The organism is Leucobacter sp. G161, from assembly GCF_001482305.1.
Taxonomy (GTDB): Bacteria; Actinomycetota; Actinomycetes; order Actinomycetales; family Microbacteriaceae; genus Leucobacter.
This window is the reverse complement of sequence record NZ_LOHP01000043.1, coordinates 93,919-106,430: the sequence shown is the minus strand read 5'-3', so window position 1 is coordinate 106,430 and position 12,512 is coordinate 93,919. Positions and strand designations below refer to the sequence as shown.

Below are 12,512 nucleotides of genomic sequence, written 5' to 3'. Positions count from 1 at the left end.
GTGCGACTGAGCGGGTGATCTGAACTGCAATCTGTAATTGTTAGACTCAGTCTAACTTAGTAGTCTGATGTTGAAAAGACCAACCAAGGGAGTCACCGTGACAACATCAGCGAGCGCCAACCGCGGGCTCGGCCCTGCGCTCTTCACCGCTGTCGCCCACAACACGAGCGGTGTCTCGGGCGAGAGCTGGGTCGAGGACGGGCTCCGAGTGCGTGTCGAATCGCCCACCGCAGAAGACCGCCACGGGGCGACGAACCCCGAGGAGCTCCTCGCGCTGTCCTGGGCGACATGTCTCAACGCGGCGGCGCGGGTAGTGGCGGGTCCCGGGGTTGCAGTGGAGACAACGGCTCACGTGTCACTCCACCGACGGATCGATGGGAACGGGTTCGAATTCAGCGCCGACGCGAAGCTCCGCTTTGCCGGCAAGGATGCCACGGAATCAGAGCGCCTCGCAGCCGAGGCGCACGCTCGATGCCCCGTTTCCCGCATGCTCAGCGGCGCGTCCCCGGTGACGGTGTCCACCCAGGCGTGAATGGCGGTCACACAGTGCAACACTCACCGGCCGCAGCCGAGCCATCGGCGATACTGAGAGGCATGAGCGAGCGGAAGATTCAGGGAGCCCACCTCGTGGGGAGCGTCAACTTCGATGAGGCAGAGAACACTATGCGGGTGGCCGCGGCACACCTGGGTGGGCACCTGCGGCGCATCCCGGATGGGGAGGTCGGCGAGCGTTTCCACTGGATCCTCTTCCAAGCTGATCGGCTCGGCCAGGCTGCAGGGATCGACCGGGTGGGCGACAGCCCGATCCCGCTGCGCATGCTCGACATTCGCCCCGTCAAACTTGCCGATGGTGTGTCAGCGGCCGAGATTACGCTCCCCGCGCTCGGCTATGCGGAGGCGGCACTTGCCTCCTGGCAGACCTTCTCCCAGCTGAAACGTGAGGGAGTGGTTGAGGCGGGCACCCGATTCCAGGTGTCCCTCCCCACACCGCTCGGAGTTGTCGGGAGCCTGGTCTTTGCGGCTGACCGCGCCGCGTTCGAGCCTGTCTACGAGGCAGCGCTTGCAGCGGAACTCGACCAGATTCTTGCTTCGATCCCGCACAGTGAGCTCGCGATTCAGTGGGATGCGGCGCTCGAGTTCGCGATTCTCGAGGGCGTCGGCGGATCCGCGCAGGCGCGCTTCGAGTGGTTTGACGACGTGTGGGCAGGCACGAGCGAGCGCCTCGCCAGGCAAATCGACCGTGTCCCTGTAGGCGTCGAGGTCGGGGTGCACCTGTGTTACGGCGACGTCGGTGAGAAACACTTCGTCGAACCGACAGATACTGCGAACCTTGTCCGCTTCGCGAACGAAGTCATTGCGAGGGCGGCACGCGAGCTCACCTGGCTGCACCTTCCCGTGCCGATCGAGCGCGACGACGCGGAGTATTTTGCGCCGCTGTCGGGCCTCAAACTTCCCGAGCGCAGCGAGCTCTATCTCGGACTGGTCCACCGCGAGGACGGGGCGACCGGAGCGGCACGGCGGATCGCCGGTGCGCAGGTCCATGTCCAGCGAGATTTTGGCGTCGCGACCGAGTGCGGCTTTGGGCGCTCGCCCGAGGGGACAACGGTTCCGCTGTTCGAAGCGCACCGCGCCGTCGCGCTCGCCTGGTAGCTCGCCTGGTAGCTCGCACGCATCGCCCGGTAGACTTTCGGGCGATGAGAGCATTACTGACCGGGGTCGTCGCAACGATTGAGGCCATCGCGGTCGCGCTGGCCTCGCTCCTCATTGTGGCCGCCTTTGCGTTCCTTGTCTGGTGGCTGGCCTTCGACCTTGCGGCTGAGCCCAGTGCGGTGTTCGCCGGCGCCGGAGCTGCGTGGCTCCTGGCCCACTTCATCCCGCTTTCGATTGACATCCCGGCCGAGGCAATGCAACTCTTCGGGTTTGGGTCAGATGCGCTGAACTTCAGGCTGTCACTCGCCCCACTCGGCATCACACTGGTTACCGTTGGGTTCGCGCTGCGGGCCGGGTGGCGCGCTGCCGCCCGAGGCGGCCCCGGCGGTGCCGCGGTGCTCGGCGGCGCACTCGGCTTCGGCGCTGTCGCTGGGATCGTGCACTCGGCAGTACCCATGGCGATTCCCGGCTGGTTTGCGACCGCATGCATCGGGGCCCTCGTGTACGGCGCGAGCTCCGGGGTGGCGTTCCTGGTGCGAGCGGCGCGCGACGAACACGGCTGGTGGGTAGCGGTGCTCGCCGCACTGGAGAGTGGGCTCGCAAAACTCAGGGTGCCTCGCCCAGCCGTCCTTCCGCATCGAGCCGGACAGGTACTGCGGCTAGCCGCGATGCTCCTCGCCGCATACACCGGGCTCGCCGCAATCACACTCGCTATCGGGCTCTTCTCCCGGTTCGCGGTGATCATCGCGGCCTCAGAAGCACTCCAGCTTGACCTGTGGGGCACGATCCTCATCTTCGTGCTGCAGCTCGCATTGCTCCCCGTGCTGCTGCTCTGGTCGGGTGCGTGGCTGAGCGGGGCCGGCTTCGCCGTCGGCATCGGGAGCTCAGCCTCCCCGTTTGGGCAGCTCCTCGGACCGATGCCTGGCATTCCAGTGCTCGCCGCGACCCCTGAGGGGTGGGGGAGCGCTGCGGTATTGGCTCCGCTCCTGCTCGCGCTCGCGGGGATCGGGATCGGGATCGCACTCGGCGAAACCGCCAAACGTCAGACGCTCGCACGGCTTGCGATCCAGGTGCTCCTCGCGACCCTGCTCGCTGGGTTGGCGATCGCGCTGTTCAACTGGGCGTCAGGGGGATCGATGGGCCCGGGGCGGCTCGCAGAGGTGGGGCCACACGTGTGGACGGCTGCGGGTCTTGCGGCCGCGGAACTCGGGATCGGATGCTTCCTCGGCGCGCTCGCCGCACGCGCCGATATTGCACGGCGGGTCGTCGAAGCACCCGCAGCCGTAGCGAGCCGTCTGGGGATCGGCGACGACACCGATGTCGAAACGGGCAGTCAGGCCGGGGATCGAGCCGAGGACCAGACCGGTGCCGGTGCTGCAGCTAGTGTTGCAGCTGGCATTGCAGCCGGCGTTGAAGTCGGCGGTGACGCAGTGAGCGAGCCCGGTGTTGGAGCCGGCAGCACGGCCAGCGCCGCCCAGGAGTCAGCCGAACGGCTGGCCCCCGTCACTCCGTTCGTGCCGCGCACTGATCCGGAGTCCACGCCGTGGCGCGCCGGGGCGCAGGGCCCGCGTCTGGAGACGGCTCACTCGCGGGTTCCTCGCGCGCAGGTGCCTGACGACCAGCCCACCGAACCGCTCGACTTCGACACTGACGAGCTTGAGGCGGCCGAGTGGGGCGACGCGACGCCGGCCAGCGCACCGCTGCCCACAGCCCCCGAACCCGAGCTATTCGATCAGCACGAGGCAGACGACCGGGGCAAGACAGCCCGGGGAGCCGCCGAGGGCGCCGACACGGCCAAGGTCCACGCCCGCGAACCTGAGATTCCGCTCGACCCGGAATCCCTGGTCGAAGCCTATTCCTGGGACAACGCAGTGCTCGACCCTGAGCCCGTCGAGGAACCAAAACGCCAGGGTTGGCGCTGGCCACGCCGCAAGGGCTAGGCTGAGGGAGCAATCCACGGGAGTCCCGACGCGCGGGGCTGAGAGGGAGCACGCGTGCTCTGACCGTTCAACCTGATCTGGTTCATGCCAGCGGAGGAAGGACTCTTCTCGTTATGCGTACATCCGCACGCTCACACACACGTTCATTCGCGCTTCTCGCGCTCCCACTCGCAGGTGCGCTCGCGCTCACTGGCTGCACAGGCGCCGACGACACGAAGCCCGAAGACGCAGACTCGCAGAAGGTCTCGATCGTCGTGCACGACAGCTTCGTCGACGGTGAAGCCTTCGCCAAGCAGGCGAGCGCGGCCACCGGCTACGACGTCGAGGTCATGACCGCTGGCGACGGCGGCGAACTCGCCAACAAGCTCGTGCTCACTAAGGGCGCCCCAATCGCTGACGCATTCTTCGGAATCGATAACACGTTCGCCTCACGACTCATCGACAACGATGTTGTCGATCCGGTTCCTGCAGACAAGCTGCCGGAGCGCGCTCTGAAGATCGCGACCGAACTCGACCCCGCGGGGGCTGAAGCAGGCAACGTACCGCTCGTCCCGGTCGACATTGGCGCGACCTGCGTGAACATCGACACCGCCTGGTTTGCGGAGCAGGGGATCGCGGAACCGGCAACGTTCGAGGATCTCGCGGATCCGAAGTACAAGGATCTCGCGGTACTGCTCGATCCGACCGCGTCGAGCACCGGCGCCTCGTTCATGATCGCCACGATCGCGGCCTTCGGCGAGGACGGCTTCACCGACTACTGGAAGAGCCTTGAAACGAACGGTGCCCGCATTGTGCAGGGCTGGACCGAGGCATACAACACCGAGTTCACTGGCGTGAATGAGGCTGGCACTCGCCCGATCGTCGTATCGTATTCGACGTCGCCCGCGTTCACGGTGAATGACGACGAGACCGCGTCGAACACCCGCGCGCTCCTCGATACCTGCTCGAGCCAGACCGAGTACGCTGGCGTGCTTGCGGGCAGCGCCAACCCCGAAGGTGCGCAGGCCGTCGTCGAGTACCTCCTCTCTGAGGAATTCCAGACCGAGGTCGCGGACCAGATGTACATGTACCCGGTCGACGAGGCTGTTGAGCTCCCGGCGAGCTGGGCGAGCTTCGCGCCCCTCCCCGCCGACGGGCAGTCGCACGATCTGAGCTCCGCAGAGATCCAGGCCGGTCTCGACGGTTGGCTCCGCACCCTCGGCGACGCCGTCGGCCTGTAGCCCCCGAGCTAGTTCGACGAAGAGGAGACCACGGTGCGCGCGATGATCCGCCGCCCCCTCGGGCCGATTGCCTGGGCGCTCGCCGCGGTCATCCCCGTCCTCTTCGTCGGACTCTTCTTCCTCTGGCCCGTCGTCGCGCTCGTCGCAACCGGGCTCACGAGCGACGGCCAGCTCGACCTCGGTGGGATCCCGGAGGTGCTCGCGCTCGACCGCAGCTGGAAGGTGCTCGGGAACACCCTCATTCAGGCGATCCTTGCGACGGCCGTGGCGATCCTGCTCGGTGTGCCCGCGGCGTACGTGCTGTACCGGCTGCAGTTCCGCGGGCGCGGGATGCTGCGTGCACTCCTCACGGTCCCGTTCGTGCTCCCCGCGGTCGTCGTCGGCGTCGCGTTTACCGCCCTGTACGGGCCGGGCGGCGCCCTCCACTGGCTCGGCCTCGATCGCTCCCTCACGGTCGTCGTGCTCGCCCTCGCGTTCTGCAACGTGACTGTCGTCGCTCGCACGGTCGGGGGATACTGGGCGCAGCGCGATACGCGACAGGGGCAGGCGGCGCGCACGCTCGGCGCCGGGCCGGTGCGGGTGTTCTGCACGGTGACGCTTCCGGCCCTCGCACCCGCGCTCGCGTCAGCCGGGGCACTCGTCTTCCTGTTCTGCGCGACCTCGTTCGGCGTCGTGCTCATTCTCGGCGGACGCGACTTCGCGAACATCGAGACCGAGATTTACCGGCTCACCGTGCAGTTCCTCGACCTGCGCTCGGCAGCCGTCCTCTCCCTCGTGCAGTTCGCGATCGTCGCCCTGGCGCTGCTCGCCTCCGCGCTGCTGCGAAAGCACAACGAGCAGGCGCAGGCCGTGAGCTATGAGGTGCGGGGGCCGCGCAGGGCAGACGCCCCGATCCTCACCGTGTTCGGCGTGACCGTACTGCTGCTCCACGTGCTCCCCATCGGCGCGCTCGTGTGGCGTTCGCTGCAGGGCACCCGTGGTGCCGGATTCTCCCTCGATAACTATCGGGCGCTCATCGATCCGCCGCCATCATCCCCACTGCACGGCTCAGTGTTCGACGCCGCCGCGCTCTCGTTCGGCATCGCCTGCATCGCGATCGTGATCGCGGTCGCACTCGGCATGCTCGTGTCGCTCATCGTGTCGCGCAGGCCTCGTTCGCGCGGCCTGCAGCGGGGGATCGCGTTCTACGACGCCGCGATCATGCTGCCGCTCGGGATCTCTGCGGTGACGCTCGGCTTCGGCCTGCTGCTCACGATGCACAAACCGCTCGGCTTCGGTTTCGATCTGCGAACCTCGGTGGTGCTCATCCCGCTCGCGCAGGCTCTCGTCGCGCTGCCGCTCGTCGTGCGTACGCTCACGCCCGTGCTCCGCGCGATCGATCCGCGCACTCGCGAGGCCGCGATGATGCTCGGCGCCTCGCCGTTCCGGGTACTCCGCACGATTGACTTCGCGCTGCTCGGCCGCTCCGCCGGGCTCGCGCTTGGTTTCGCGTTCGCAGTATCACTGGGCGAGTTTGGGGCCACAGCGTTTCTTGTGCGGCCCGACGCACAAACACTTCCGGTTGCAATCGCCGCGCTCGTCGGTCACCCCGACCCCGCAAGCTATGGTGCCGCGCTCGCGGCGTCGGTTGTGCTCGGGGCGCTCGCAGCCGGAATTATGGTCTTGGCAGAACGCTGGCGTGTCGACGGCGGAGTAGGGGGAAGCTGGTGACTGTGGAACACGGAACTGGAACAGGCGTGCATGCCGCGGATAGCCTGACCGCGGACGGCCTGACCGTCGCGGACGTAAGCGTGGCCTATCGGAGGGACGAGTTCGTCGTGCGCGGCGCGAGCTTCGAGGTGCCACGCGGCGACGTCGTTGCGCTCCTCGGGCCCTCTGGCTGCGGGAAATCGACGCTGCTGCGCGCAATCGCCGGGCTCGAACCGCTCGCCAGCGGCACGGTGAGCTGGGGCGGGGAAGACCTCGCACGGGTGCCGCCACACCGGCGCGAGTTCGGGCTCGTCTTCCAAGACGGGCAGCTGTTCTCGCACCGGTCCGTCGCCGAGAACATCGCCTACGGGCTCCGCGTCCAGCGCATGGCCCGGGCCGAACGTGAGACCCGGGTCGCGGAACTTCTCGAACTCGTCGGCCTGCCAGGCTACGGGGCCCGCGCCGTCACCGAGCTCTCGGGCGGGCAGCGGCAGCGCGTCGCCCTCGCGCGTGCGCTCGCCCCGAGCCCGAGGCTGCTCCTGCTCGACGAGCCACTCTCGGCCCTCGACCGCGAGCTGCGCGACCGCCTCGCCCTCGACCTCGCCGAACTCCTGCGCGGCACCGGGACGACCGCGATCCTCGTCACCCACGACGAGAGCGAAGCCGGGACAATTGCGAACCGGGTGCTGCGCATGCGCGACGGGAGAATTGACTCGTGAGCGGGGATTCCGATGCGGGGCTCGTCGGTGCTGGGGCGGGAGTGACAGCTACGACGATGGCGCTCGCATCCCGCCTGGCCGCACGCGTGCACCTGCGATCGTCGCGAAGCGGAGGCTGGCCGAGCGTCATCTTTATCGACGGCCGATCCGGATCCGGGAAGACGACGCTCGCTGAAGCGGTCGCGGCCGGGATGACGGCAGCGGGCTGCACGCCACCGCGCGTCGTTGGCATGGACGAACTGTACCCAGGATGGGATGGTCTCGCGGCCGGCAGCGCCTCCGTTGCTGACATGCTGCGCTCTGGCAGCTACCAGCGCTACGACTGGTATGCGGAGGACTTCGCCCCGGAGGTCACCCTCGACCGAGGCACCCCCCTCATCGTCGAGGGCTGCGGCTCCCTCACCGCGGAGTCCCTCGCGGCGGCGCACCAACTGGGGGAGACGTACGCGGTGTGGATCGAGTGCCCCTCACGCATCCGCAAAGCGCGTGCCCTTGCCAGAGACGGAGACGTCTTCGCCCCGCACTGGGACGCCTGGGCCGCACAGGAGGCGGTGCACTTCGCTCGCGCACAACCGCTCGCCAGGGTCAACGAGATCCTGCATGTGGGCTACCCACCCGGGCCCGGCGGGTATGAAGCGGCGGCAGGCATCTAACGCTAAATCTGGGAACGACGCAGGATATGCCCCAAAGCGCCGGAACGAACATTGGAATGGACGATTCCAGAGGTTTCGACCGCGTGTGCGCGGGACGACGACTCCAGCCGCAGCCGGTAGACTGTATGGGTGTTGAAACTCGCGGTCCTTATCTCCGGTGGCGGCAGTAACCTGAAAGCCCTCATAGAGGCGACGAAGGAACCCGATTTCCCCGCGGAAGTCGTGTGCGTTGGTGCTGACACCGCTGCACCCGGCCTCGCTCATGCGGCAGCAGCGCAGATCCCGAGCTTCGTTGTGCGCCCCGCTGATTTCGCGACGCGTGCCGACTGGGGCGAGGCGCTCGCGGCTGCGATCCGCGACCACGACGTCGACCTGGTCGTGAGCGCGGGCCTCATGCGAATCCTCCCCGCGGGCTTCGTCGGCGAGTTCTCGCCCCGGCTCATCAACACCCACCCGGCATTGCTGCCGCTGTTTCCCGGGGCTCACGCTGTTCGTGACGCGCTCGCCGCAGGCGCAACCGAGACCGGTGTCACCGTGCACATCATCGACGAGGGCGTTGACACCGGGCCGGTGCTGCGCCAGGCCGTAGTCGCCGTGCGCGAGGGTGAAGCAGAGGACGAGCTCCACGAGCGCATCAAGCAGGAGGAGCGGCCGCTGCTCATCGACACCGTCCGCGCGATCGCAGACGGAACCCTCGACCTCGCAGCCGTCGCGGCCGCGCACCACTAGAACTTCCGGCTGCACCAGCCGCCGGCACCACGAATCCGCACACCTCATACCGAGCACTTCAGCTACACCGAGCAACCCCAAGGAGCCCCATGGCAGTCCAGAGCCACGATCCGAGCAAGTACGAGCACCGCGACCTCATCGAGGTGAAGCGCGCGCTCATCTCGGTGAGCGACAAGACCGGGCTGCTCGAGCTCGCGGAAGCGCTCGCCGGCGCGGGCGTCGAGATCGTGTCCACCGGCTCGACCGCGGCGACGATCCGTGACGCAGGCCATCAGGTGACCGACGTCTCCGAGGTCACCGGCTTCGCTGAAGCCCTCGACGGTCGCGTGAAGACGCTGCACCCCGCCGTGCACTCGGGCCTGCTCGCCGACCTGCGCCTCGCTGACCACCGCGAGCAGCTCGAAGCGCTCGGCTTCTCGCCGTTCGAGCTTGTCGTTGTGAACCTCTACCCGTTCGAGCAGACGGTCGCCGCAGGCAAGCCTGCTGCCGACATCGTTGAGAACGTCGACATTGGCGGCCCCGCCATGGTTCGCGCAACCGCAAAGAACCACGCCAACGCCGCGATCGTCGTCTCGCCAGGCCGGTACGACGAGGTCATCGCGGCGGTCCAGGCTGGCGGCACCACGCTCGAGCTGCGCCGCACGCTCGCCACCGACGCCTTTGTGCACACCGCGCAGTATGACGGTGCGGTCGCGAACTGGTTCCTCGACCAGCAGGACGCCGGCTGGGCTGAGGCCGCAGACGGCCCCGCCGAGCCCTTCGTTGACACCGACGAGATTGACAGCATCTTCGCCACGAGCGAGGGCTACGTCGGATACGAGGTCTTCGGGCTGCGCGAGTCGGTGCTGCGCTACGGCGAGAACAGCCACCAGCGTGCGGCGCTCTTCAGCGAGAACGAGGGTGTCGGCATCGCGCAGGCCGAGCAGCTGCACGGCAAGGAGATGTCGTACAACAACTACGTTGACGCCGACGCCGCGCTCCGTGCCGCGTTCGACCACGAGCGCCCGGCCGTCGCGATCATCAAGCACGCGAACCCGTGCGGCGTCGCGGTGGCTCCCGAGGGCGCGGCTGACCCCATCGCGGCCGCGCACGAGCTCGCGCACGCCTGCGACCCGGTCTCGGCGTTCGGCGGAGTGATCGCCGCGAACCGCGTCGTCACCGAGGGCATGGCGAAGACCGTCTCCGAGATCTTCACTGAGGTCATCATCGCGCCGGGCTTCGAGCCCGCGGCGCTCGCGATCCTCGCGCAGAAGAAGAACGTTCGCCTGCTCGTGCTGCCCGAGGGCTACGCGCAGAACCCCGTCGAGCTCAAGCAGGTCTCCGGCGGCTTCCTCATCCAGGATGCGGATCGCCACTTCGCCCCCGCAGCCGAGTGGACCCTCGCCGCGGGCGAGGCCGCTGACGCAGAGACGCTCGCCGAGCTCGAGTTCGCATGGCGCGCGCGCCGCGCGGTGAAGTCGAACGGCATCCTGCTGACGCAGGGCGGTGCTTCCGTCGGGGTTGGCATGGGTCAGGTCAACCGGGTGGACTCCTGCCGCCTCGCGGTGTCACGCGCGGGGGATCGTGCGACCGGCGCGGTTGCTGCGTCCGACGCGTTCTTCCCGTTCGCCGACGGCCTCCAGGTGCTGCTCGACGCAGGCGTCCGCGCAGTCGTGCAGCCCGGTGGATCGGTGCGCGACGAGGAGGTCATCGCTGCGGCCGAGGCCGCGGGCGTCACCATGTACTTCACGGGCGAGCGGCACTTCTTCCACTAGGATCGCCCCAATACGTTCCGGCCTGGAGCCGGTCATCCACATCGAATCACTAACTGAAGGGGGAACAGTCTCATGGAAATCGTACGAAACATCCTGCTGATCCTGCATATCATCGGCTTCGCGGGCGTCGCAGGTGCGACCATTGCGCAGCTGCCGAAGGTGAAGGACGGTGTCGCGAAGGTCTCCGGCGGCATCCTGCACAGCTCCTGGCTCATGCTCGCGACCGGTCTCGGCCTCGTCGGCATGATGTACGCCATGGGCGGCGAGCCGAACAACATGAAGATCGGCGTGAAGACGCTCGTGCTCGTCGCGATCATCGTCGTCGCACTCGTGAACAAGAAGAAGACCAGCGTGTCGGGCGGCGTGCTCGGTGCGATCCTCGGCCTCTCTGTGCTGAACGTGGTGCTCGCGGTCGCTTGGTAACCCTGCGGCGCTAGGCCGGCTTTCGAGCCGACCGGCTCACACGCAGAAGGGCGGGTGTGGATCAGTGATCCACACCCGCCCTTTCGCTGTTTTTCGTGCGCTACTTCGGCGCCGTGAACTCGGTCTTCTTGAGCGAGCCAATTTCCTTGCCAGCCTCGTCGCTGAAGGTGAGGGTATCTCCCTCTGCGACGGCGGTCGCCGCGCCGGTGAGCCACGTGTCTACGCCCTCACAGAACATCATGGTGGAGGCGAGCTGGCCGAGCTTTACGGTGCCCTTCTCCTCGGTCCACTTGCCGTTCACAATGTTGCAGCCGTCGGAGCCGTGCGCTGCGCCGTCGGCGGTGAACGTCATCGACGCCTCCCCGCGGGTGTCGAGCTTACCCCAGCTCGTGTCTGAGACGGAAGCCGTTCCGGAGCACGCGGTGAGGAGCAGCGCTGCCGCGCCGAGGAGGGCTGCGGCAGTGGCGCCACGGGTCTTGAGGCTGCGAGGAGCGGTGCGAGAGATCATCATAATCTCAGCGTAACCTATCTACTTCCGATCAAACCAGCGAGTTGTCTGAGGGTGTGCGGCGACCACGCAGCCGAAGGAAGAGCCACAGCGCCGAGAGCGGAGCGAAGACAAATATCCAGAGGAACATCGTCGACCAGAGACCGTCATACACCGATGGCAGGAGCGGATTCTTCGTAAAGTCCTCATCGCTGGGCCCGTGGAAGGCTGTCCCGGAGAGGCCTGCCGCGGAAGCAGCGGGCTCGCCACCCTGCAGCGCGCCGATGATGAGGAACGCGACCAACACCAACACCACCATCGCGGGTGTCGCCAAGATGCCTACGAGCTTTTCCTTGGTGCGCCAGAGCTTGCTCGTTCCGACCAGGGTGGCGCCGATGAACCAGCCGACGAACGGCAGGACAATGCCGCCGATCCCGAGTATGATCACCGCTGCGATCGCATAGCCCCGAGTAGCGGTGAGTGGTTGAGGGCTGGCGGCGGGTGCGGGTGCGGCCTGCGCTCCAAAGGGGTCCGCAGGGAGTGTCTGCTCGGCGGCGTCAAGGGCGGCCTGCGCGACGGTTTCCGGGGGCCCGAGGAGTGCGATGTGCTGCGCGAGCTCCTCCTCGTCCAAGTTGCTGAGCTGAGCGGTGATCTCTGCTGTGAGATCACGCGCCAGGCCGTGCGGGAGGTGCTGCACCGCCGCGTCGAGTTTCTCGAGGTACTCGGTGAGCGCCGGTGCTGGGTGGAGGTCATCGTGCATGTTCGCTCATTTCGGGGAGACGACTACGTGGGGTTTGCTGGGAAGGGGAAGGAGGCCTGTCGGCTGCGAAGACGGCGCTCATGGTGTGTCTCGCGCGATGATCTCGCTCACGTTCGCCGTGAAGGGGCCCCACTGCTCGCGAAAGCTCTCAAGGTGCCTCTCGCCCAGGGGCGTGAGGCGATAGTACTTGCGGGTGGGGCCGCCGCTCGGTGCAGGCGTAGAAACGGGAGCCGCGCCTGGCGCGGCGCGGGTGTCGGTGTCGGGGTCGTGCGGCTGCTCGAACGCGACAATGAGTTCACGGTCGCGTAGCCTGCCAAGGAGTGGATACAGTGTGCCGATGCTCGCGATGAGTCCGCGCTCGGTGAGCGCGGAGGCGAGCTGCCAGCCGTACATGGGCTCGGTAGCGAGGAGGCCCAGGACGCAATACCGACGACGCCCCTGCGGAGCTGAGTAGTGACATCATCTAGCATGTGTCACAAGCTACCATG

At 67.4% G+C, this 12,512-nt stretch carries 13 protein-coding genes and 1 riboswitch; of the genes, 10 read left to right on the top strand and 3 right to left on the bottom strand.

Annotated elements, in window-relative coordinates; all coding sequences use genetic code 11:
* Window positions 1-97 precede the first annotated feature (97 nt).
* The 10 genes from AUL38_RS03655 (at window position 98) to AUL38_RS03610 (ending at window position 10,777) form a co-directional block, all read left to right on the top strand.
* On the top strand, window positions 98-532 hold the full coding sequence (locus tag AUL38_RS03655) for an OsmC family protein (RefSeq protein WP_059059335.1): 435 nt from the start codon (window positions 98-100) through the stop codon (window positions 530-532).
* 62 nt (window positions 533-594) lie between these two features.
* On the top strand, window positions 595-1,650 hold the full coding sequence (locus AUL38_RS03650; RefSeq protein ID WP_059059334.1) for a hypothetical protein: 1,056 nt from the start codon (window positions 595-597) through the stop codon (window positions 1,648-1,650).
* A gap of 44 nt (window positions 1,651-1,694) precedes the next feature.
* Window positions 1,695-3,590, top strand: a complete 1,896-nt coding sequence (locus AUL38_RS03645) for a DUF6350 family protein (protein WP_059059333.1) — start codon at window positions 1,695-1,697, stop codon at window positions 3,588-3,590.
* 6 nt (window positions 3,591-3,596) lie between these two features.
* A riboswitch (TPP riboswitch) is annotated at window positions 3,597-3,706 on the top strand.
* Window positions 3,704-4,810 (top strand): thiamine ABC transporter substrate binding subunit, encoded by a 1,107-nt coding sequence (locus AUL38_RS03640; RefSeq protein ID WP_059059332.1) that lies wholly within the window; start codon window positions 3,704-3,706, stop codon window positions 4,808-4,810. It overlaps the preceding riboswitch by 3 nt.
* A gap of 42 nt (window positions 4,811-4,852) precedes the next feature.
* Window positions 4,853-6,520, top strand: a complete 1,668-nt coding sequence (locus AUL38_RS03635) for an iron ABC transporter permease (RefSeq protein ID WP_059059365.1) — start codon at window positions 4,853-4,855, stop codon at window positions 6,518-6,520.
* Between the two features lie 2 nt (window positions 6,521-6,522).
* Window positions 6,523-7,218: an ABC transporter ATP-binding protein gene (locus tag AUL38_RS03630; RefSeq protein WP_369795292.1), complete on the top strand. Its 696-nt coding sequence runs from the start codon at window positions 6,523-6,525 to the stop codon at window positions 7,216-7,218.
* Complete coding sequence (locus AUL38_RS03625; protein WP_059059331.1) at window positions 7,215-7,871, top strand: hypothetical protein; 657 nt, start codon at window positions 7,215-7,217, stop codon at window positions 7,869-7,871. The genes AUL38_RS03630 and AUL38_RS03625 overlap by 4 nt, the downstream gene beginning before the upstream one ends.
* A 129-nt stretch (window positions 7,872-8,000) precedes the next feature.
* Window positions 8,001-8,600 carry a phosphoribosylglycinamide formyltransferase gene (gene purN / locus AUL38_RS03620; RefSeq protein WP_059059330.1) on the top strand — a complete coding sequence of 200 codons (600 nt, stop codon included), beginning with the start codon at window positions 8,001-8,003 and terminating at the stop codon, window positions 8,598-8,600.
* An 89-nt stretch (window positions 8,601-8,689) separates the two neighbouring features.
* Entirely contained in the window at window positions 8,690-10,354 is a 1,665-nt protein-coding gene (gene purH / locus AUL38_RS03615; RefSeq protein WP_059059329.1) for a bifunctional phosphoribosylaminoimidazolecarboxamide formyltransferase/IMP cyclohydrolase, read from the top strand.
* Window positions 10,355-10,426: 72 nt separating this feature from the next.
* Window positions 10,427-10,777 carry a hypothetical protein gene (locus AUL38_RS03610; RefSeq protein WP_059059328.1) on the top strand — a complete coding sequence of 117 codons (351 nt, stop codon included), beginning with the start codon at window positions 10,427-10,429 and terminating at the stop codon, window positions 10,775-10,777.
* A gap of 100 nt (window positions 10,778-10,877) precedes the next feature.
* Here the strand turns inward: AUL38_RS03610 and AUL38_RS03605 are convergent, their stop codons facing one another.
* The 3 genes from AUL38_RS03605 to AUL38_RS03595 all read right to left on the bottom strand — a co-directional run bounded on the left by AUL38_RS03605 (window position 10,878) and on the right by AUL38_RS03595 (window position 12,417).
* Window positions 10,878-11,288: an META domain-containing protein gene (locus AUL38_RS03605; protein WP_235590589.1), complete on the bottom strand. Its 411-nt coding sequence runs from the start codon at window positions 11,286-11,288 to the stop codon at window positions 10,878-10,880.
* A 28-nt stretch (window positions 11,289-11,316) separates the two neighbouring features.
* Window positions 11,317-12,024 (bottom strand): hypothetical protein, encoded by a 708-nt coding sequence (locus tag AUL38_RS03600; RefSeq protein ID WP_059059327.1) that lies wholly within the window; start codon window positions 12,022-12,024, stop codon window positions 11,317-11,319.
* Between the two features lie 78 nt (window positions 12,025-12,102).
* The gene (locus tag AUL38_RS03595; RefSeq protein WP_059059326.1) at window positions 12,103-12,417 is read right to left on the bottom strand and encodes a PadR family transcriptional regulator; all 315 of its coding nucleotides are present in this window, start codon (window positions 12,415-12,417) and stop codon (window positions 12,103-12,105) included.
* Window positions 12,418-12,512 lie beyond the last annotated feature (95 nt).